The 20518-nt window shown below is 57.7% G+C and carries 20 protein-coding genes and 1 pseudogene; 9 read left to right on the top strand and 12 right to left on the bottom strand.

Translation table 11 applies throughout. The features are described from left to right. Positions 1–34: 34 nt before the first annotated feature. On the bottom strand, positions 35–1423 hold the full coding sequence (locus tag EXE50_RS12675) for an ATP-binding protein (protein ID WP_137705235.1): 1389 nt from the start codon (positions 1421–1423) through the stop codon (positions 35–37). Between the two features lie 1723 nt (positions 1424–3146). On the opposite strand from EXE50_RS12675, the gene EXE50_RS12660 reads away from it, so the two are divergent. Then, positions 3147–3767: an archaellin/type IV pilin N-terminal domain-containing protein gene (locus EXE50_RS12660; protein ID WP_077152443.1), complete on the top strand. Its 621-nt coding sequence runs from the start codon at positions 3147–3149 to the stop codon at positions 3765–3767. A 113-nt stretch (positions 3768–3880) separates the two neighbouring features. Here EXE50_RS12660 and EXE50_RS12655 read toward each other — a convergent pair whose 3' ends face one another. The 6 genes from EXE50_RS12655 to tenA form a co-directional block, all read right to left on the bottom strand. Further along, positions 3881–4435 carry a hypothetical protein gene (locus tag EXE50_RS12655; protein WP_137705233.1) on the bottom strand — a complete coding sequence of 185 codons (555 nt, stop codon included), beginning with the start codon at positions 4433–4435 and terminating at the stop codon, positions 3881–3883. Next, a complete protein-coding gene (locus EXE50_RS12650; protein WP_137705268.1) occupies positions 4432–5688 on the bottom strand; it encodes an NRAMP family divalent metal transporter in 1257 nt (418 codons plus the stop codon). The genes EXE50_RS12655 and EXE50_RS12650 overlap by 4 nt, the downstream gene beginning before the upstream one ends. A gap of 62 nt (positions 5689–5750) precedes the next feature. Next, entirely contained in the window at positions 5751–5915 is a 165-nt protein-coding gene (locus tag EXE50_RS17200) for a hypothetical protein (protein WP_158293670.1), read from the bottom strand. Beyond that, a complete protein-coding gene (locus EXE50_RS12645) occupies positions 5912–7447 on the bottom strand; it encodes a sodium:proline symporter (protein WP_137705232.1) in 1536 nt (511 codons plus the stop codon). The genes EXE50_RS17200 and EXE50_RS12645 overlap by 4 nt, the downstream gene beginning before the upstream one ends. Next, positions 7441–8184: a TenA family protein gene (locus tag EXE50_RS12640; protein WP_241982679.1), complete on the bottom strand. Its 744-nt coding sequence runs from the start codon at positions 8182–8184 to the stop codon at positions 7441–7443. Before EXE50_RS12640 ends, EXE50_RS12645 begins: the two co-directional genes overlap by 7 nt. Beyond that, a complete protein-coding gene (gene tenA / locus EXE50_RS12635) occupies positions 8181–8846 on the bottom strand; it encodes a thiaminase II (protein WP_053773098.1) in 666 nt (221 codons plus the stop codon). The genes EXE50_RS12640 and tenA overlap by 4 nt, the downstream gene beginning before the upstream one ends. 505 nt (positions 8847–9351) lie before the next feature. On the opposite strand from tenA, the gene EXE50_RS12630 reads away from it, so the two are divergent. Together EXE50_RS12630 and EXE50_RS12625 are read left to right on the top strand one after the other, a co-directional pair. Next, positions 9352–9663: a hypothetical protein gene (locus EXE50_RS12630; RefSeq protein ID WP_053773099.1), complete on the top strand. Its 312-nt coding sequence runs from the start codon at positions 9352–9354 to the stop codon at positions 9661–9663. Further along, positions 9656–10099 (top strand): metal-dependent transcriptional regulator, encoded by a 444-nt coding sequence (locus EXE50_RS12625; protein WP_077152449.1) that lies wholly within the window; start codon positions 9656–9658, stop codon positions 10097–10099. The genes EXE50_RS12630 and EXE50_RS12625 overlap by 8 nt, the downstream gene beginning before the upstream one ends. A 179-nt stretch (positions 10100–10278) precedes the next feature. Here the strand turns inward: EXE50_RS12625 and EXE50_RS12620 are convergent, their stop codons facing one another. Further along, positions 10279–10827, bottom strand: coding sequence for an OsmC family protein (locus tag EXE50_RS12620; RefSeq protein WP_053773101.1), 549 nt, complete (start codon positions 10825–10827; stop codon positions 10279–10281). 680 nt (positions 10828–11507) lie between these two features. Beyond that, on the bottom strand, positions 11508–11777 hold the full coding sequence (locus tag EXE50_RS17580) for a hypothetical protein (protein ID WP_167551940.1): 270 nt from the start codon (positions 11775–11777) through the stop codon (positions 11508–11510). A gap of 484 nt (positions 11778–12261) precedes the next feature. Between EXE50_RS17580 and EXE50_RS12615 the strand changes: the two genes are divergently transcribed. The 3 genes from EXE50_RS12615 to EXE50_RS12605 are packed head-to-tail and all read left to right on the top strand — an operon-like array spanning position 12262 to position 15184. Then, a complete protein-coding gene (locus EXE50_RS12615; RefSeq protein WP_158293669.1) occupies positions 12262–13374 on the top strand; it encodes a CARDB domain-containing protein in 1113 nt (370 codons plus the stop codon). Continuing rightward, a complete protein-coding gene (locus EXE50_RS12610) occupies positions 13371–14033 on the top strand; it encodes an ABC transporter ATP-binding protein (protein ID WP_053773102.1) in 663 nt (220 codons plus the stop codon). The genes EXE50_RS12615 and EXE50_RS12610 overlap by 4 nt, the downstream gene beginning before the upstream one ends. Continuing rightward, positions 14033–15184, top strand: a complete 1152-nt coding sequence (locus EXE50_RS12605) for an ABC transporter permease (protein WP_394324744.1) — start codon at positions 14033–14035, stop codon at positions 15182–15184. Before EXE50_RS12610 ends, EXE50_RS12605 begins: the two co-directional genes overlap by 1 nt. 282 nt (positions 15185–15466) lie before the next feature. Here the strand turns inward: EXE50_RS12605 and EXE50_RS18025 are convergent, their stop codons facing one another. From EXE50_RS18025 to EXE50_RS12595, 3 genes and pseudogenes are all read right to left on the bottom strand, one after another. After that, entirely contained in the window at positions 15467–15628 is a 162-nt protein-coding gene (locus EXE50_RS18025) for a hypothetical protein (RefSeq protein ID WP_394324745.1), read from the bottom strand. Between the two features lie 89 nt (positions 15629–15717). Then, a pseudogene (locus tag EXE50_RS18020) lies at positions 15718–15777 on the bottom strand (hypothetical protein); the annotation flags it as partial. A gap of 398 nt (positions 15778–16175) precedes the next feature. After that, positions 16176–16922, bottom strand: coding sequence for an IclR family transcriptional regulator (locus EXE50_RS12595; protein ID WP_053773104.1), 747 nt, complete (start codon positions 16920–16922; stop codon positions 16176–16178). 323 nt (positions 16923–17245) lie between these two features. Between EXE50_RS12595 and EXE50_RS12590 the strand changes: the two genes are divergently transcribed. Genes EXE50_RS12590 through EXE50_RS12580 form a run of 3 tightly spaced genes read left to right on the top strand, consistent with a single transcriptional unit; the run spans position 17246 to position 20516 of the window. After that, positions 17246–18592: an extracellular solute-binding protein gene (locus tag EXE50_RS12590; protein ID WP_137705228.1), complete on the top strand. Its 1347-nt coding sequence runs from the start codon at positions 17246–17248 to the stop codon at positions 18590–18592. A 17-nt stretch (positions 18593–18609) separates the two neighbouring features. Continuing rightward, positions 18610–19680 carry a carbohydrate ABC transporter permease gene (locus EXE50_RS12585; RefSeq protein ID WP_053773106.1) on the top strand — a complete coding sequence of 357 codons (1071 nt, stop codon included), beginning with the start codon at positions 18610–18612 and terminating at the stop codon, positions 19678–19680. Next, positions 19680–20516 carry a carbohydrate ABC transporter permease gene (locus EXE50_RS12580; protein ID WP_053773107.1) on the top strand — a complete coding sequence of 279 codons (837 nt, stop codon included), beginning with the start codon at positions 19680–19682 and terminating at the stop codon, positions 20514–20516. The genes EXE50_RS12585 and EXE50_RS12580 overlap by 1 nt, the downstream gene beginning before the upstream one ends. Positions 20517–20518: the final 2 nt, after the last annotated feature.

The raw sequence follows: 20518 nt of genomic DNA, 5'->3' as shown, positions 1-20518 counted from the left end.
CAGGAAGACTCCAAGCTGTGCCAACCAGCCGTTACTATCCAAGCGCGGCGACGACGTCGTCGATCGTATAGAGACGGACATCGTCGCGCTCGCGGGCGGCGCCTTGGACACTGTCGGCAAATCCACTCCGGGAGAACAGCGCGTATTCGACGGTTCGCGAGCCACCGCCCGACAGCTGCCACCGGATTTCCTCGACGTGCGTCTCCAGCGATGCCAGGGCGCCGTAGTCAAGCGGCGATGCCTGATACTTACACTCGCCGACGACAAGCGTGTCTTCGTCAGTGAGCCCGACGACATCGATCTCGTGGTCTTGATACCACCACTGCCCAACATCGACGATCGGCGTCTCGTCGTACAGGGTCCACAGGGCCTCACAGCACAGTTGCTCGAAAGCAGGAGCGACGAAATCGGCCAGCTCGGGGTCGACAAGTCGGTCGTAGGCCTCCTCACCGAACTGGTCGTACCGATCCGCACTCCCGTACAAGAATCGGAACCAGAATCGGAACAGGGGATCCCGAAGTCGGTACTGACTCCGCTTGGATCGTTCAGGTTTCTCAGTCACGGGCACATGCCGTTCAATGAGTCGGAGCCGGGAGAGCCGATCCAGATACGTCGATAGCTGGTTGTAGTCGATACCTGTCACGCTGGCAATCTCGTTGCGGCCTGTTGCCCCGCCGGCGATCGCTTCGAGGATCGAGAAGTAGCGCGTCGGCTCCGTTAGTTCCATCCGGAGAACGTACTCCGGCTCGTTACGGAGCGATCCGTGGCGAGTTAACACCGTCTGCTGGATGTTCTCGCCGAGGGACCGATCCGCGTCGAGTTCCTCGAGGTAGTAGGGAACACCACCGAACACGCTCCACGCGCGAACGGCCTCGTCCGCCGTCGCATCGTCCGGGAAAAACTCCGTCGCGGCGTCGAACGAGAGTTCACGGATGTCGAGTGTAAGGGAGGTTCGCCCGTACAGCGGACTGTCTCCGAGCAGCGTTGCTTCCTCCATCATGCTGATCGACGACCCGACCAGCACGAACGTCGTCTCCGACTCGTCGAACTCGTGGTCGAACAGCGCCTGTAACACCGACGGGAGGCTCTCGTCCTGTTCAATCAGGTACGGAAACTCGTCAAGGACGACAATCGCGTTCTGGTCGGCTAGATACCGGAACAGGCGCTCCCAATCAAGACGGATATCTTCGATACCAGGAACCGTGTCGGCCGCAGCTTCGACGAATTGTTCCAGTTGGAGCTCCCGCGTCTTCTGTCGTGCCTGATAGAAGACCGCGTTCTCTCGTCTCTCAAGCGCCTTCTTGACGAGTCTCGTCTTCCCGAGCCGTCGTCGGCCGTACACGACGGCGAGATTCGCGTTTTCCGAGTCGAAAAGCCCGTGGAGCCGAGCCAACTCCTCTGAGCGGTTCACGAAGCCTGTCATGGCGCTGAATTAGTGGTGCGGAATAAAAATATTCTGAATAATCATATTCTGCAATATCATATCTAGAGATATTATCGATTGAGGATTCAACAGAGTCGTGTATTTGGCTCTGTTGAAATCCTATTCTTCAGATATGTTCTCGTCTGAAATAGCCGGTCGATGAGAGTTGCTTACTGATACATCCGTTCGAAAACAGACTGTGTAACGATTATAACGACGGTGACAATGGTAAACCTCGACAACAGTCCAAAATCGGTCAATGCCCGTAGGGCGATCAGAACACCAATGGCAACTACAACAGAGGCGGCTAGTTTCTGGTTCTCGCGGGAGACCATATCGTAAATCAACAGAATTGAACAAAGTACCTACCGGAAAGAGGTTCCTCTGTACTGGCCGCAACTGAGTCAGAATATCTCACTTACTGAGGATTTCAATAGAGTCGCTCCCGTAGATATATAGGCCCTCATTCTCAAACATAGGAATTATGAATACTGAACCACGCCGCATACTCCTCGGTGTCTTGTTTGTGCTTCTTGGAATCGCACTAAGTGGATTCAGTTTGATTTATGATGCGGTTACACCCTTAGGACTAGCCCTCAGTCTGTTGTTTGTACTACTCGGTATCGCCTACATATGGTCAGATGGAACGATTTCAGAAGAGTTGGGGATAGGGATCTCATAACGGTCATTTGGATCTGTTGAAATCATATTCCTCAGACATGCCCTTATCAAAACCGCTGGTCAGTGTGACGATGCTTATCGACCCGGTGACCAATTTCCTGTAAAAAACAGGTAGGCCTCACCGAATAAAATGAGAGCGAGAATCCCGACGGGAACGGCCCATATCCCACCAATGCTCAATATTTCCAGTAGAAATCCGACCGTTATTCCAGCGATCAGGAACAGGAGGCGCGAACCGAGGGACTCGCGTTTGGAGGATTGCCCGGACATTATTTATGCCACGTTGCTTAGGGTTTAAAAGTCATATCCAATTGAATCCTTAGCACTAACCTTCGATATATTTCGTTTTGAATAATTCAGAGTGATCGATCAAGATTATGAACGAGACAAGCGATAGTAAGTTCACGGCTCTGTTGAAATACTTAAGAAATGACAGGTCGGCGTACGGGATACAGCGGACCCAACTAGTCCAGCAAACCGTTCTCAATACATCGAAGTCCCCACAAGTATTCCGGAGAGAACATTTCGACCGGCGGTAGACTACTCCCAGTAGGAGTCAACCGATTCACCAGCGAGCCGTGCGCGGACAAACAGGTACGTGAAATGTACGGGAACGTAGCCGAGACAGAATAACCAGCCCTGTGGATTTGAGACTAAGTTCCATGTGCGTTCAACGCCTCTAGATCCCTTAGAAAGCGTCTCCAACCCGGTAACTGACTCAAGAGCTGGCCCGACGATATATACAAATACGCAAAGATAGAGTATGCCCACGACAAGAAGCTCGAGTGACTGATCGGAACGCATCGTTCGTCAAGTGATGGACAATAGATGTAGGCCGCAAATAAGGTCACTGGCTCTGTTGAAATCCCATTCATCAGATAGATTTTCACCTGAAACAGCCGGTCGATGAATTCTCTGTATTGACCGTGATCGGTCTGGAACATATCTCCTGCTGAGGATTTCAACAGAGCCGTGTACTTGTAATTTCGATACTGATAGCTACCGATGAAACGTTTAGTATGATAACCGCGCAAATCACTCCATGACATCGATCGACGATCGTGGCGCATCCCCAGTTATTGGTACTATACTCATGGTCGCGATCGTCGTAGTCATCGGTGTCGCTGTCGGGATGACGGCGATGGGATACAGCGACGATCTTCGAGATCTGACGGCCCCTGTAACCTACGGGGATAACCTGATCCAGAATCCCGGATTTGAACGCGGAAACAACAGCTGGGAAGACGGCACTGGAAACACAACCTCTGCCGCGAAAATTGTCGAGGGAGGCGGGATAGACGGCTCGAATGCGGTGCGACTCCAGAGTGTCAGCGGGCAGCAAGACTACGTTGAACAAAATCTTGACACGGTGTTGAGACCCGATGCGGAGTACCGTCTGTGTGCGGAATCTCGTCTTGACGAACAGAGTGGCGGACGGGCATGGGTTGGCGTCCAGCACGCCGACGGTGGACCCAAAAATCACCTCGCCATCTGGGAGGTGACGTGGGGAGAATACCGCGGACAGTGTGAGTATTTCAAGGCTGATGCTGAATTGAAAAATATTACAGTGTGGGTGTATACTGAGGGTGACGAATCGGTTCTTGCTGACGAGTTTGTCCTACAGCGAACGCAGTTCCTGACTGATGCAAGGCCCGACGAGTAGCCAATAGCATCGGTTCTGATTCCTCTGCTGTGAACACGGCGTAGGATGCGTCACGTCCCGGCCGCGTCGGCCAACTTTTTGCGGCGGCCAAATAGGGAGCTCCTTAGGGAGGGTTAACTGAGTTCGATTGTTCGATCAGTCCAACTCCTCAGGCGGCGTAAAACCGTCTGTTCACGCCGCGAGACGGGATCATTGCTCCCGAACTCGTCTCCCTCGTAGGCGTTGACGACGACGCAGTCAGCTTGGCTACAGTACTCGATGAACTTGTCTAGGTCTCCCGCCTCATGTTGGAATCCGATGGTGGCGTCGTTGACGAAGACGGCGGCAGGAGCGGACGGTGCGTCGTTGAACCGGCGGTTGGCTCGTTCGGCATTTTCACGGGCTAATTTGAGCACGTCTGCCGTCTCACTGCCCTGTGAGCGCGGGGCGTTTGCTTCGACGGGGTCGATCCAGACCTGGTCGGGAATCTCCACGAACCGGCACAACCGGCGGCCGACGACGCGGTCGGTTCGACCCAGCTCGGGGCCGAACTCGAAGACAACCGTTTCCTGTGTCCGACCGTCTTCAAGCCAATTCGTGAGTGTCCGTGCGGTGAGACTCGTCTTCCCGACCCCAGATGACCCGACGATCAGTGTCCGTCCGGTCAGCGGGATCTGTGTCTCTGTCACACCAACACCTCCTCACGGACGTATTTAATACCCGAGACGACCGTCGCCACGCCGAGTAGGAGGGCAAACGCGAGGACGGTCCCGGAAAGGACGTCAATACCGCTTCCGGCCTGCTCTCGGAGAAAATTCACTGCGAGCGTTCCGGAGACGACCAGTAGGCCAAGTCCTCCGGCGTTTGCCAGCGTGGAAGGCGGCTCGGACACCGCATCGCTGTTAAGCAGGTAGAGTACGATCGCGATGGCGAACGGCGTCCCCACTGTTCCCAATGCGAGGACGAGCACGAGTTGACTGATAACCTCCCCGCCGATGAACGCGCCAGCAGCGGACACCAGTGCGAACCCCGCGAGCAGGACTCGATATCGCGTGTCCGAAACCGATGTCCCCCAGCCGAGCTTGTCTGCGACGAGAAACGGCGGGACAACGGTGTTTCCACCGAGGGTGGAGACGGCAGCGCCACCTAGGCCCAGAAGAAACAGCGTCCCGGCGCTGTCACCGACCAGCGGACCTAGCGTCTTTCCGGCACCGATCGCGGTCAGTTCCGGATCGGACAGCACGCTCGCTGCCACGAGGAACACGGCGACACTGTAGACGCCGAACGCCCCCAGCATCGAGACGCTGATGTCCAGTGCGGCGAGGTCGTAGTCTCGAACGGTCCAGTCCCGTGCTCGCATCGTATACGACTGCATCGTTATCAGCGTGATGTGAACCGCGCCACCGAGGATGCCAGCTGCGATCAGCCCGCTACCCGCGGGTAACGACGGCACGAGACCGGTCGCAGCGGCCTCGTAGTCGACGGGGACGACCCACAGCGACGCGACGAACGCGAGCACGACGACCGTCACCAGCGCCTTAGAGAGGAATTCAACGAACCGGTAGCCTCGACCGGCAAGCCCGGCCGCGAGAACTATCCCCCAGACCAATCCCCAAATCCGGGCATTGACACCGGTCAACGACGCCGAGACAGACGCGGCAGTGTTCATGATGACGAACTGCGCCGCGCCCGCGACGACAACAACGTCGACAACGAGGACGACCGCCCACCCCTCACCGACGTGGTCCTCCACGACGTCTACGATACCGCGTTCGGTGAGTAGCCCGAGCCGCATCGCGAGAAACTGCGCGACCGCACCCGCGGCCGCGGACAAAATAACAACCCAGAGGAACGTGTAGTCGAAGCTCGCACCGGCGGCGATCAGGCTGGCCATCGTCGCCGGGCCGGCGGCGATGGCACCGGCTACCCACGACGGACCCATCTCGCTGAGGTATGCACGAACTGCACTGCCACCTGTGGACAGACGTTCGGATCGTTGATTGCTCACAACTCGTCACCGGGCTTGGACGTGCCCGTGTGGCCCCCGTTGCCACCGATCCAGCCGAACTCAGCGGCGATCACATACACCTCATACAGGAACACGGCGGAAACGGCCGAGACTGTCCCCCAGAGTAATATCGCGAATTCGGCCGACCCAACTGGGGTCATTGGTCGTCCACCTCCCGGTCCTCCAGTTGTCCGCCGTCGGGTTGTAGGTCGTCCAGCCGTCGGATCTCGCTCGCGAGCTCGTCGAAATCATATCGGTGTGACGAGCGCTTGGCAAACGCTAGCGTACACACAGTTGCGGTCACGAAGGCACCGGCGAACGACGTGAGATAAAGCCCGTCAGGTGACGGCAACATCGCACCGACGAGTGGGATCGAACGGAGAGCGTCGGCGATTCCGAGCGGAAACGGGAAGACTGCCGCACCGACCGCGAGGCCACCGACACTACTTATGAGTGCGCCCGTCCCCGTGAGTTTGTCCGAGAACAGTCCGTACAGGAACGGGACCGCGACGGCTGCGCCCAAGAGGTCGGCAAACAAGAAGAGCGCCAACACACTCTGCGCCGTTTGGCTGACGTAGATTGCCGCGACGGCGACGACGATTGTGAGCACTCGGGCGCTGAGCGAGAGCGTCCGGTCGTCGGGGTCGTCGAGTAATCGCGGGAGGTCTGCCGTGACAACGCTCGAAAGCGCGTTGAACAGCGTGTCGACCGAACTCATCACGAGCAGGAGTGCGAGAAGTGTGACCGCGACCACGGCCCACTCCGGGAACGTCTCACCCAGAAGCGCAAAGAACGCTGTCGAAGGGTTCTCGACGGATGCGTTGCCGACGGCGACAACGCCGAATAAAGCTGCGAGTAAGACTATCATTCCGTTAGCAACGGTCGCGGTTCGGAACCCTCGCGCAACCGTCTTCGCGTCAGAGCCGGCGTATATCCGCTGCCACCACGTCTGATTGATTAGCTCGGCGCCGAATATCGCGAGTGCGATAGCGATCCCGAACCGGATCCCGTCCGAGTTCAGTGGGTCGAGCAGAGACGGGTCGGTCGCGACGATCCCGCCGTAGACTGCTCCCGTTCCGCCGAGGGTAACGATCGCGCCGGTGAAGGCGATGACCAACAGCGGGAGAACCAGTGCGGTCTGGACCGTGTCGGTGAGAATGCTCGCGCGGAGTCCACCGTACCCCGTGTAGGCCAAGACGAACCCGCCGACGAGGACCGCCGTCAACCACTGTGGCACGTCGGCGACGAGCGCGAGGGCTAACGCGATCCCAGTGAGTTCAGCGGCGAGAAAGATGAACATATAGAACACGCTCACGAGGAGAATAAACGTGTACATCGCGCTTCCATATCGAGCGTATGCGTACTCCGTGAGTGAGTGCCCGTCGGGAATTACGTCGCGAACCCGAGGTCCGATCTTCGAATACGCCAACATGGGAAGCGCCTCACCGACCGCGTAGCCGACGACCGCCGCGATACCGAAGGAGGCCCCTGCTTCGGGCGCCGACAGCAGGACCCAGACGCCCATCACGGAGGCGATCAGCGTGGCGGTCAGCTGTCCCCCACCGGCCGAGTTGCGGGCGGTAATGAGGTCCTCGGCCGAATCAAACCCCCCACGGGAGGTGTAGACCCCCATCGCGGTGAATGCGACGAGCGTCGCGATGGTGAGTCCGAGCACTGTCTCAGTCGTCACCATCGCCGACCAGCCTCCGACATCTCCTGATCGTACGCTGCCGCGAAGAAGGCGAACTCCAGCTCAACAGTCCGCCGGAACAACCGCTCGAGGCCGCGTTGTCGCTGTGGCGAGACCATAGCACCCTCGCGGTCGAGTTCTCCTCGGAGCCACGTCACGAAGTCACCGAACGAGTCGTTGTTGTGGAGGTCGATCCACTCGGCGAGATAGAAGCGGTCAGGCCGCTCAGGAGGCATGTCCGTGGCCCATTCGAGATAGATCCACTCGGCAGGAACCAGCACGGCGAGTGTTTCGGGGTAACCGCCTTCACGGCCGGCCCGTTCGAGCAAGTCCACAAACGCTCTGCTGCTGGCGGTGAGTTCCGGATCCGCGTCCGTCGCCTCGGGGACATCGAGCGCCTCGAAGGCCCGTTCGAAGTAATCGTTCTCGTCGTCCGTGAGTACGGTCAAGAATTCGGTAAGTGACGACTTCGCCTCCATCGTGGGTGCGTCACCGACCGCGCGACCGACCGTTCCAACGAGCGTTTCCACGAATGCGTAGTCCCGAACAAGGTATCGTCGGAACGCGTCGTCGGCAAGCTCACCGCTCCCGAGTTCTCGCACGAATTGGTGCGTCACTGTATCGGTCCAGTCGGGTTCAGCACGTCTGCGAAGCCAGTTGGTGAACGAGGGGTCGTCACGGTTCGTGGCGTAGGTGTCGAACGAGTCCGGCGCGCCCGTGGTCTCGTCGCCGGCGCTCATATTGCCCACTCCTCCTGTCGCCATGCGGCGTCCCAAAACCGGTATTCGTAGCGGGCCGAGGTGTGGAACAGTTTGCGAAACCGCTCTCGCGTCTCGGTATCGGCGTCGGCTGCCACGTCGTTGAGGAGTTCTTTACACCACGTCGTGAGTTCGGTGAACTCCTCGCCGGCGTACGTCTGGATCCACTCCGCGTACCGTTCGTCGTCGGGAAGTCCCCTACCGGCGAGTCGTTTCCCGGTCTCGTTGAATCCCCACATACAGGGGAGTAACGCTGCGACGAGGTCACCGAACGTCTTCGTCGCGGCCACTCGGACGAGAAAATCGGTGTACGCTCGTGTCGTGGGGGACGGTGTCGTCGCTTCGAGATTCGCCTCCGAGATACCAAAATCTGCAGCGTACGCACGGTGAAGGTCCATCTCCGTGTTGATCGTCGAATCAAGCAGTTCGGCGAACGTCCCCATTCGACCGATATCGGGAGCCTTCGTCGCGCCGTGTGCAAACACTCGAGCATACTGGGTTAGGTAGTAGTAATCTTGCTCAACCCAGTAGCGAAACGTGGCCTCGTCAAGTGTCCCTTCACCGAGCTTTTCGACCATTGGGTGATCGACGATGGCCTGCCACGTGGCCTCAGCCACATCGTCGAGTTCGTCGGTAAAGACCATAGCCGATGTCTATCGTTCGCCAACTTATAATTTAGTAATATAACCAAGTAATGGCAGGGGGAGGCAAATGCGTCTCTCCCGCTTCTGGCGGATGACGCTTGACTTTGAGACGGTTGCGTTGAGAAGATATTCTCCGTCTCCACGGAGACGCCGCTGTCGGGAAGATTGAGACCGACACTAGTCTTGAGCCGCATCTTGTCTCGGACGATCAAGCGTTTGCCGTCGAAACCGACGATGGGCAGTGGTCGTATTGAGATGTGGCCGCGCCGGCCTCTGGAACGCGGCCGAGTACGCCCAGTCGGTACTCATCGAGGAGGTATGGTACCTCTTCGGTAGGACCCACCAGATTAGGATGGCCGCCTAGCGGGTACTCGCTAAGCAGGTCCCAAAAGCGCTCAAGCCGATTGGTGTCAACATCACGCTGACTGTCTGCGGCGGGCGCGCCTGACTGGCGGTTTTGCTACTAGCAAACCGTTTATATTACACGAGGGGTAGCACCAACGAGATGAGCGACGAGACGCCACACCGCCGCCGGCGGCGCCGGCGTCGTCGCGACAACGGCCGGTTCGCGGAGACAGTCCCGCCCGAGGCGGTCCAAGACGTGTTTAGCGCCGTTGACAGCCCGGTCGTGACGACCACAGACGTCGCAGACGTGCTCGGGGTATCGACCGAGGCAGCGCGGACGAAGCTCAACGGGCTGGTCGAGCGGGAGGAGCTCCGCCGGCGTGAGACCGGCCGGACAGTCGTGTACTGGGTAGCCGACGACACCGGTGGTCGACTGGCACAGGAGCGGCACGAGGGTGGACACGATGAGTGACGCGTCCTCTGCGAGCCTCCCCGTGAGCCCGGCGGAGGGGCGTCATCTCTGCGGACTGCTGGTATTGACGCTCACCGACGACTCCCCGGTCAGCACCGGTGTTTTGGCCGACTCCCTCGGCGTGAGCGGGCCGACGGTCACCGAGACGATTAAAACACTCGACGAAACGGGGCTGGTGACCTACGAGCCCTACGTCGGGGTGGAGTTGGCCCCCCGCGGCGAGCGCATCGCACGGGACCTATTGTGGCGGCGGTGTCTCGTCCAGCAATTTTTCGAGACGGTGGATATCTCCTTGGATACCGAACAGGCCTACCGGATCGGCCGGGCCGTTCCCTCCGGAGAGCTCTCCCGACTAGACGACCAGCTCTCCCGGCCTTGTGACCGCCCCTGCGAGGCGACCGACGCGCTCGACTGCGAGCGGCTGGTCAGCCGGTGACCGACGGTGCGGTCCGTCAGTCTCCTCGCGGCCGCTGGGTTCGCGCTTGTTACAGTTAAAACAAGTCTGAGTCAGTGGTTAGAAATATCCTGCGTATTGACCGCCGAGGATTCTACTAGATTTCGTTAGTGCGTCGGGCGGATGGGTTCCTTTCCTGATTCACCCGACGGAACGACCACTTACTCGAACTGGAGATCGAAGTCGAGTGTGACCTCGTTCGTCACGTTGTCGTACACCGGCGAAGTTGCTATGACTTCCTCGTGTAGCTCCCTGAGTTCGTCTTCCGACGCGTCTGCGTCGAGGTGCGTCGTGGCACGGATCTGGTCGTATCCCACTCGGACGTCCTCGCTCAATCCGAGGAACCCACGGAGATCGATGTCACCCTCGAACTCGAAAGAGAGGTCATTGAGCTGAATGCCGTGAGCCGCTGCGTGCCCAGCGTACGTTACGCTCAGGCAGGATCCAATCGCAGCGAGGAGATGTTCAACTGCGTTCGGACCAGCACGGTCGCCGAGCAGCGCTTCGGGTTCGTCGCCAGTGATCGTGAACTCCGGCGACTCGACTGTCGTTCCATCCTGCGTGAAATCGCTTATGTGTGTCTCACTCGCAAAACCACCGATCCACTCAGTTTCTGCCCGGAAGGTGAATGATGCCTTATCGGGGTCTTTAGAAGCCGATTCAATCAGGTTTTCGAGCGCGTCTGTATCTATCCCATTGAGTTCAGACATTCTTTTTTCGCACAATACTATCTGCGTTCTGGATATAATACTTTCGCCTTATTTGTCTTCGGTGAGATTACACACTACGGTTGGGTAACATTACTGCGTTGCTCGTGTAAATTTGGCTGTCTCTGTGAAGTACCTCGGGGCTTGACTCCGAGGGTGAAGCCGACCGATTCTTTTACAATCAACTGACACGAAGCTATTAATACAGTCAGAGAAACTCGAAAGACGGCTTAAAGATCTTAATCCAATGCTGACTAAGACACGATATGGAAATGTGGTGTCTCTCAAACCCCGCGTCTTCGACACGGTGAGACGGACACTATCGGGTCGTGGTGGAGCGACCGACTCCCACGGACGCAATCGGGCGTTCGGGTGTTAATTCCAGCCGAGTGCTGATGCACGAGGTCGGGAGGAATTAAATTCGCCTGCGTCTGTCCGTCCGTCTCTGGACGATACAGACACAACGGTGAAGCCTCGGGGCTTGTCCCCGAGGTACTTCACCATACGGCCATTCTCAATGTGCGGACTGACCCGCATCAGCTATCGGATGCACAAACACTCAAGATCGAATGCTGGGAGGATCCAATTCCATCTTGTGCTGATGGAAAGTCGTCATACGATCTTCTTCAGGACTTCACCAACGTGTTTGACTGAAGATAGGGTATACACTGTTCTGTGACTACTCAGTCGGTGACTCGCTCGCGAGTCACAGCGATGAGTAGCCACAAGAACAGCCACGCGAACAGAAACACGACGAGGAGGCCAGTTGGAGACAGGGCTCCAAGCGGACTCATGAGGTCGGCTAACACTGGGAGGGAGAGGAGAAAAATAATTCCAGCCCCCACGCTCCCACCAAGGCACTCAACGAGTGGCCAGACTGCGGTGTTACCCGTCTTAATGTCGCTATCTGGGTGGTGATGCGACTCTGCCCCCGCATAGCTTGGTGTGGCCATACATACCACCTGTCAAAAGGTACACATTCAATCGTTATAAATCTGTCTCCGGAAACCTCATAGAGTGAAACGCCGCCTAAGAAGTGGTTTCAGCCCTGAGTAAGCCGTACCGCTCTACAACTGGCGACGTGACGGGATGGGCAGACAGGCCACGGTCGATGTCGACCGTGACGTGGGTTCAGGATTCACTTGTCAGCGATACCTGTTGCCTTATGTAACACTTACAGTCCCCTATTCACCGGATTTCTACATAAGGCATTGATTTACAAGGCCGATTGAATGAACTCAACATAGACTTGGCCTTTTTATCCACAGACTGATTTAAATGAGATGTGCAGGTACATTCCCCCCAACACACAGTTCGGTGCGAGATTTGCTGGTACATGCTGACACAACTTGCCCTGGCTGCCCCAAAGCGGGTGATACCCTCGTGAGACGGCAACAGCTGCTGCCAGTTTCTCTCACACTTCTCACAATTATATGTGTGGCCTTCGGGGGCGCAACTGTCGCTTCTGCGCAACAATCGGCAGTCAGCGTGTCTGTAGATGCGTCACCAGAAGATCCGGTTGTTGGTGAAATGACGACATTCAATGTCACAGTGACAAATCAAGAAGGCAGCAACAGCATCGCTGATGTCTCTAGTATCATGCTTCGAACGAATCAAGAGCACTATGAACGCGTTGAAGATGTCGGGTCACTTGCTCCCGGTGGAAGCCTCACCGTCAAAATGACGACATCCTTTGAGCAAGCAGGACAAAAAAACCTCAAAGCGCACGTTTCTGCTAAACGCGCGTCTGGCGGGAATCTCCGTGCCATCTACAGTCCTGTGACAGTAGATGTGCAAGAACTCGATATCAACGGTGGGCTGTCGACGGCCTCAAACGGGTCTGATGAGACCACGGTCACCTTCACGAACTACGGAAATGTCGAACTGTCTAATATCGAGATAACGGCGACAGCGGACGACAGCGTGCGTGACAGCAGAGATGTGTTTGATGTCGATCCCGACGAGGAGACCTCGGTAACATTCGACACCGGAGAGTACGACACTGACATCATCAACTTCTCCGCGACGTATACTGCACGCGGTGAGCAGTACGAAACAACGCGGACAGCAACACGCGATCAGCAGGTCACGGGAGAGATTCGCCTCACGAGTATCGACGTGACAGCAAGCGGCTCAACGGTCTCGATCGATGGTGAGGCAGCGAATATTGGTGGCACCGATGTTGAGTCGGTTCTCATCAGCATCCCGACGACAGACGGCATCACCCCCGCCGGTGGGTCTGGAGAGTACTTCGTTGGGTCTGTTGACGCCAGCGAATTTTCGACGTTTGAACTGACAGCGAGCGTTGAGCGAGATACAGTCCCGATTAGGGTCGCGTATATCGCTGACAATGACCGCGTGACGAAGACGCAGACAGTCGATATATCGTCACTCAATGCGACTACTGGAGCAGCGGGGCAGACCCAACCAGAAGCCACTTCGGGGGGCGAACAGAACCAGTCCGGGCTGCCACCCCTACTGATAATCCTTGGAGTAGTGCTCGTTCTTACACTAGGAGGCCTCGGCCGATATCTGTGGAATCGTGAATGAGTGTAATCCAACTCAGAGACGTAGTCAAACGATACAACACCGAGGCTGAGACGATTGAGGCGCTGAAAAATGTCGACTTCCACGCTAACCGCGGTGAGATGGTCGTCGTGACCGGGCCGTCAGGAAGCGGCAAAAGCACGATGCTCAACATGATCGGTTTGTTAGATACTCCGACTACGGGCAAGATTTTCCTTGACGGGCGCAACATCACCGATTTCGATGAGGATGAGCGGACGGAGGAACGTCGGTCACAGCTTGGATTCGTCTTCCAAGACTTCCACTTGCTTCCGATGCTCACAGCCGAAGAGAACGTTGAGTTGCCGTCAATGTGGGACACCGATGTTGATCGTCGAGAGCGTGCTTCCGATCTGCTAGAGCGGGTTGGTCTCGGTGACCGACTCACGCACACGCCTGACGAACTCTCTGGCGGACAACAACAGCGCGTCGCCATCGCCCGTTCGCTGATCAATGAACCCGATATCCTGCTCGCAGACGAGCCAACTGGAAACCTCGATCAAGACACTGGGAAGACGGTTCTCGATGAGATAACCCGACTGAAACAAGAAGAAAACATCGCGGTCGTCTCGATCACTCACGACGAGCAGCTAGTGGCGTATGCGGATCGAGTTGTCCGTATTGTTGATGGGGTGGTCCAGTAGTGGGGCGTACAAGCGTTCTTCGCCGCTTCCCAAGCGTGCTGATGGCGTGGCGAAACCTCGGTCGCAACCGGACCCGGACCGCTCTCGCGGTGCTGGGTATCGTGGTCGGCGTGATTGCGATCGCGTCACTCGGTATGGCTGGGGTGGCGCTCGAACAGCAGGCCACCTCAAGCCTCGGTGGTCTCACCGATCAAGCAATCATCTCGCCCGGAGAAGATATCGATACTGACGGCATCACCGATGCGCAAGTTGAGACGATTCGGAATATCTTGCCGGGGGTATCCGTCATTCCGCAAAAAACGAATTTTACAGAGCTTTCAGCACGGAATGGCGAAGAAGCGAACGTTCAGGTAACGGGTCTGACAAACCCAGCACCGTTGTATGATCTCTCTGTTGGAACTGAGCCCACACGACTTGAAACAGGGGCTCTCATTTCCGAGAGTACTGCACAGACACTCGGGCTGGAGATCGGTGATCCAATCGAATATGAAGGACAACTGTTCCGTATTCGGGGATTCATCGCCTCACAAAGTGGCTTTGGTTCTGATGGCGGGGGAGAACTTGTGCTTCCGCTCTCAGCGCTCAACCAACAGGACGACTATAATTCTGTCACCATCATCGCTGAGGACGGAGATGCCGCAACCGAAGCGGCAACCACGATAGAGGAGCACTTCAACGAGGACGATGACGAAGTTCTCAGTGTGACCACCTACGCGAGTGTCCAAGAGAACATCAGCTCATTTACCGACACGCTAGAGCTTGCACTCCTCGGTATTGGCTCTATTTCACTGTTCGTAGCGAGTGTTGCCATTCTGAATGTCATGTTAATGAGCACAATAGAACGGCGGGGGGAAATTGGAGTGTTACGTGCCGTGGGTGTCCGCCGCGGCGAAGTACTCCGTATGATACTGACCGAGGCCGCATTCTTAGGCGTGGTCGGTGGGCTTGTCGGCGCTGCCGGATCCCTCGTTGTCGGTGTGGTGATGTTCAACGTGTTAGCCGGTGACCCAGCCCTCGCATTGGCTTGGTCAAGTTCGAGATACCTCCTGTATGGATTCATCTTCGCGCTCGTCGCAAGTATTCTGAGCGGGATCTATCCCGCATGGAAGGCTGCTAATGAATCACCAGTGGATGCGCTTCGTGGTTCGTGAAGTGTAGACGGGTCCAAACGCTAGAACGCTCATCTGTAGCAACGAATACCTGGCAGTAAGGCGGGTTTTGTTTATTGCATCGCCGAGTCCCGCCTCAGGATGCGCCTCACCACGACGCTTCCCGAAGTACCGAGTGAGCGCTCCTGACTCGGAGTTCCGCATCGGACAGAACGCGACCCACTTGAACGCGCATTCGTACTCCAACTCGATGCCCGCCTCTTCGCTGATCTCGACGGCGACCACCTCTAAGGGGCGCTGCTCGCAATCGTCGGCGGGTGTTACCTAGATGGAGTCGATGATGCCACGCACCACCCGCCAGCCGGCCGCTTCGAGTGCGGTCTTTGCGTCAAGGAGGAGCTCGCGAGCGTAGGCGTTGATCGCCTCGTGGCACTCGATGCGCCCGAACATGGCGGTTGAGAAGCTCTGATACCCGAAGTAGGACACGAGGATCCACTTGATCGCTGAGGAGGCCGCTTCCCCGAGATGCCGAGGATGAGTTGCCGGCCGTCGACGGTCGCGCCGTAGTCGACGCCGCTCCCGCAGATCGGATACCACGTGACCGCGATCGGATCGCTTGCCTCGTCGGCGGCCACGATTGTATCGTTGACGACCTTGTGATAGATGAGGATCCAAATCGGGTAGGCGCGCGCCGATAACGCGTCGTCGGCCGGTTCGATGAGTCCCTCGAGTACTTCGTCACGGTCGGCTTCGCGGACGAAAAAGCAGCCCTCCGGTGACCGCCAAAGGGAGTATTTTGTGCGTCCCAAGCAGTGCGGCACGACCTGAACTGACGCAGTCGCCGTGGGGCTCGAATGAGCTCGTCGCTGGCGTCGACGACGGGGTTTGCGACCGCTACAATGTCATCCCGCTCAGTGCCGCGGGGGATTGCAATTATTCCACTATCCGTGATCTGGTCGAGTCGATCAGTTCTGACGAAAATTCTGTTTCCGGAGAGATATTAACTCGGACCGAATCGAGGAGGGCTGCCGCGTCACAACAGTTCGAGTTCGATCGTTTTTGCGGTGCTGGATACGAGCCCAGCTGTGTCTTCTTCGAGTCGCTTTCCCTGCATCTCGTCGGCCGGTCCAGAGACGCTAACCGCGCCCATAGGGTCACCGTCGACGACGATAGGCGAGGCGACACAGCGCCAGTTTCCGTCGAGTTCGCCGCGGTCGAATGCGATCTTTCGATCTCTGATCGACCGGAGCTCTGATCTGAGCGTCGCGGGATCTGTCACGGTTCGTTCGGTCTCCTGATCGAGTCCGTGTCGAGCGACGTACGCGTCGATCTCGTCCGGGGACCGGAACGCGAGGACCGCCTTCCCGGCGGCGGCCGCGTGAAGTTGGACGCTCCCACCGATCGGAATCGGGTGGTCCTGCTGGCCGGCGCGGTGGAGGTACACTACGTTCGGCCCCTCGGGGACGACGAGGTTCGCCACCGCGTTCGTGTTTCGTGCGAGCCCCCGAATTTCACCACGTGCCGCTTGGTAGACGGGGTTCCGTTCTCGTGTCCCGAACCCAATCCGGAGGCATTGGTGCGTGAGTTTGTACATTCCCTCCGTGTTCGTCACATATCCGAGCGTACAGAGCGTCGAGAGGTGGTTGTAGACCGCGCTCTTCGAGACTGCTAATTCGTCGGCTAGTTCGGTGACGCCGCCGCCGTCACGCTCATATAGCTCTTCGAGGATCTGGAGGGATGTCGCGGTTGCCTGAACGGTGACGGAGTCTACATCTCCCATCGTTTCGATAGGTTGTACGGACGACAGAGGTATAATCTTTGTTTACCATGGATGAACGTTGTGGGAGCTATGAATATATTTTCAAACTCAAATATAATAACACAATATTCAATGAGCAAAATTAAATAGATTCGCCGCCATATAGTGTAATAACTTATATAAGATAGTCTTGTTCTGACCAAGAAAACACATCACGAGCGTTTGTAACCTACTTTTAGAACAGTTGTCCAGTACATTTATATATCTATACTATAACAGAGCAATAGTCAGGTACGATCATGACTGATAAACTAAGCTACGCACAAGTGGGGCGACGACGGCTGATGAAAGGCGCAGGACTTGCGGGGATCGCGGGCCTCGCAGGCTGTGTCGGAACCGGTGATCCGGGCAGTGGAGACGGCAGCGACGGCAGCGACGGCAGCGACGACAGCGACGGCAGCGACGGCGGTGACAGCAGTGACGGCAGCGGAAACACGGCGATGGCGTCCGAAATCGACGTGTGGGGCTGGGACGTTGCCGCGCGAGCGCTACAGATCACGGCCGAAGAGTACGAGGCAGAAAACGACGCGACGGTCGCGGTCGAGGAGTTCGGTCGCTCGGCGATGAAAGACCGCCTCCAGACCAACCTGCTTTCCGGCTCCGGTGCGCCGGCGGTCTCCATGCTTGAGTCCGTTGACGGTCCCTCGTTCATCGCGACTGACTCCATCGCCCCCCTCACCGACGAAATCGATGAGGCGGGCGTTCAGGAGGACTTCGTCTCCGGCAAGTGGGAAGCACTCACTGTCGACGGCGACATCTACGCGCTCCCGTGGGATACTGGCCCGACGGCGGTCTACTACCGCCGGTCGGTGTACGACGAACACGATATCGACCCCTCGTCGATCGAGACGTGGGCAGACCTCATCGAAGAGGGCCAGAAGCTCCCGGACGACCAGTACATGCTCAACCTCCCCGAGGGCGACCTCTCTGGCGTCTGGCGCTACCAGTTCCGTCAGCTGTCCGGCGAGCCGTTCCTGGACAGCGGCGAGGTGAACATCCACAACGAGAAGTCACTCAAAGTGGCCCAAAACATCAAAAAGATCTACGACGCCGACATCGCGGCCAACATTGAGGGCTGGACCTCGGCGTGGTTCAGCGCGTACGGCGACGCGACCATCGCGTCGCTCCCTTCGGCGGCGTGGATGGAGGGGACGTTGCGCGCAGAGCTACCCGACACCGCCGGCGACTGGGGCGTGTACAAGATTCCCGCCCTGGAGTCCGGCGGTCCACGAGCGTCGAACTGGGGCGGTTCCAACCTCATGATCGCCAACCAGGTCTCCGAAGAAAAGAAACAGCGCGGCTGGGACTACATGGAGTGGTCGCTGGCCACCGAGGAGATGCAACTCGCCATGTACGACGAATACGGACTATTCCCGGCACTGGAGACCGTCTACGACGAGCCAGTGTTCGACGAGGAACTGGACTTCTACGACGGACAGGCGGCTCGTGCGCTGTTCGCCGAGGTCGCACAGAACGCGCCGGGTTACCGGTTCACCGCCGACACACCCGAAGTGTCGCAGGCAATGGAAACCGAACTCCAGCGCATGATAAACGGCGAGCAGTCGCCTGAGGAGGCCGTACAGGCTGCTGCGGAGACGGTCGCCGAAAACACTGATCGAGACCTCGCGTAATCGAGGCAATCGATCGCATGGCAAATTCTGACGAGACAACTGATCGAACCGGCCAAGCGTACCGGCGCCGTGTCAGTGAGAAAGTCCGGGAAGCGACGCGAGAGTTCAGACGAGCGTTCCGTCCGGTATGGGACAGATTCCGGTTCGCGAGACAGGACCTGACAGCGGCGACGCCGACGCTGCCGCGGGTCGCGTACCTGTTCATCTCTCCGTTCTTTCTACTTTTCAGCGTGTTCCTCGCCTTCCCGGTGTTTTACACGCTGTACCTGTCGTTCTTCGAGTACCAGGGCGTCGGACAGGGCTCGCTGTTCTGGATCGATCTAGGCCCGCTGTACATCGAAATACCGCGGATAGCACAGCTTGAATTTGTCGCGCTCGGAAATTACGCTCGGCTGTTCGGCAACGACCTGTTCTGGCAGTCGATGTTTAACACCTCGTACATCTTGGTCATCCAGGTCCCGTTGATGATCGGGCTTGCGCTCGCGCTCGCGCTCGCGCTGAACGCCTCCTTTATGCGACTGAAAGGGGTGTTCCGGACCGCCATCGCGCTGCCAGTGTCGGCCAACCTCGTGGCGTACTCGACGGTGTTCCTGTTGCTCTTTAACGAGCAACTGGGATTCCTCAATTACGTGCTCGCGGGCGTCGGACTGGGTCCGGTCCCGTGGCTGACCGACGGGTTCTGGGCGCGAAACACGATCATCGCGGCCGTGACGTGGCGATGGACGGGATACAACATGATCATCCTCCTCGCCGGTCTCCAGACGATTCCACAGCAACTGTACGAGGCCGCGGAGATTGACGGGGCGAACCGCTGGGAGAAGTTCCGGTACGTCACGCTCCCGCAGCTCAAACCGGTGTTGCTGTTCGTTGTCGTGCTGTCGACAATTGGCACCTTCAAACTGTTCGCCGAGCCGTACGTCATCACCGGCGGCGGTCCGACGAACTCCACTATCACTATCGTGCAGTACATCTACCGACAGGCATTCATCAATTTCAACCTCGGCTACGCGAGCGCGCTCACGGTCGTCTTCGTGGCGATCGTCAGCGTGTTCTCGGTCGTCCAGATCAAAATCGGAGGTGAGGACTGATGCGCGACCAGCGTCGTAAGGACGCGGTCTGGCAGTTCCTCACCTACGCGTTCGTCATCACGATGGTCATCGTGATGATGGTCCCGCTGTACTGGATGTTGGTGGCCGCAACGCTCCCGCAAGAGCAGTTTCTGCAGTTCCCGCCGCGGTTGATCCCCGGCACCGCGTTTATGGACAACTTCGCGGCCCTGCAGGAGCGACTCGACTTCGTCCGGACGATCCGGAACAGCGTCCTCATCGCCGTCATCTACACGCTGCTGTCGCTTGTGCTGTGTTCGATGGCCGGCTTTGCGTTCGCGAAGTATGAGTTCAAGTACAAAGAGCCGATCTTCTACACGATTTTGGCGACGCTCGTGTTACCCATCCAGCTGCTCGTTATCCCGCTGTTCCTGCTGATGGCACAGCTGGACTGGACGAACACGTTCCGAGCGATAATTCTCCCGTGGGCAGCGAACCCCATCGGAATCTTCCTCATGCGACAGAACATGAAATCGATTCCAGACGCCCTGCTTGAGTCCGCGCGGATGGACGGGGCGACGGAGTTCCAGATATTCTACCGAATCGCGCTCCCAACGATGCGGTCGTCGCTGGCCGCGCTCGCGATCATTCTGTTCCTCTTCCAGTGGGACCTGTTCCTCTACCCGCTCGTGATCTTAGAATCCTCGGACATGTACACGATCCCGATCGGGCTGGCACAGCTGACCGGGTTCCAGCGGATCTATTACGATCAGATCATGGTAGCGGCGACGCTCGCCATCGTGCCGATGGTCGTGCTGTTCTTAGTGTTACAAAAGCAGTTCGTCAGTGGCATCCTCGCGGGGTCGCTTAAGGAGTAACT

Origin of the sequence: Halorubrum sp. ARQ200 (assembly GCF_005435115.1) — an archaeon.
Taxonomy (GTDB): Archaea; Halobacteriota; Halobacteria; order Halobacteriales; family Haloferacaceae; genus Halorubrum; species Halorubrum tropicale.
The sequence above is the reverse complement of the archived record's forward strand: the minus strand, read 5'-3'. Positions and strand labels throughout refer to the sequence as shown.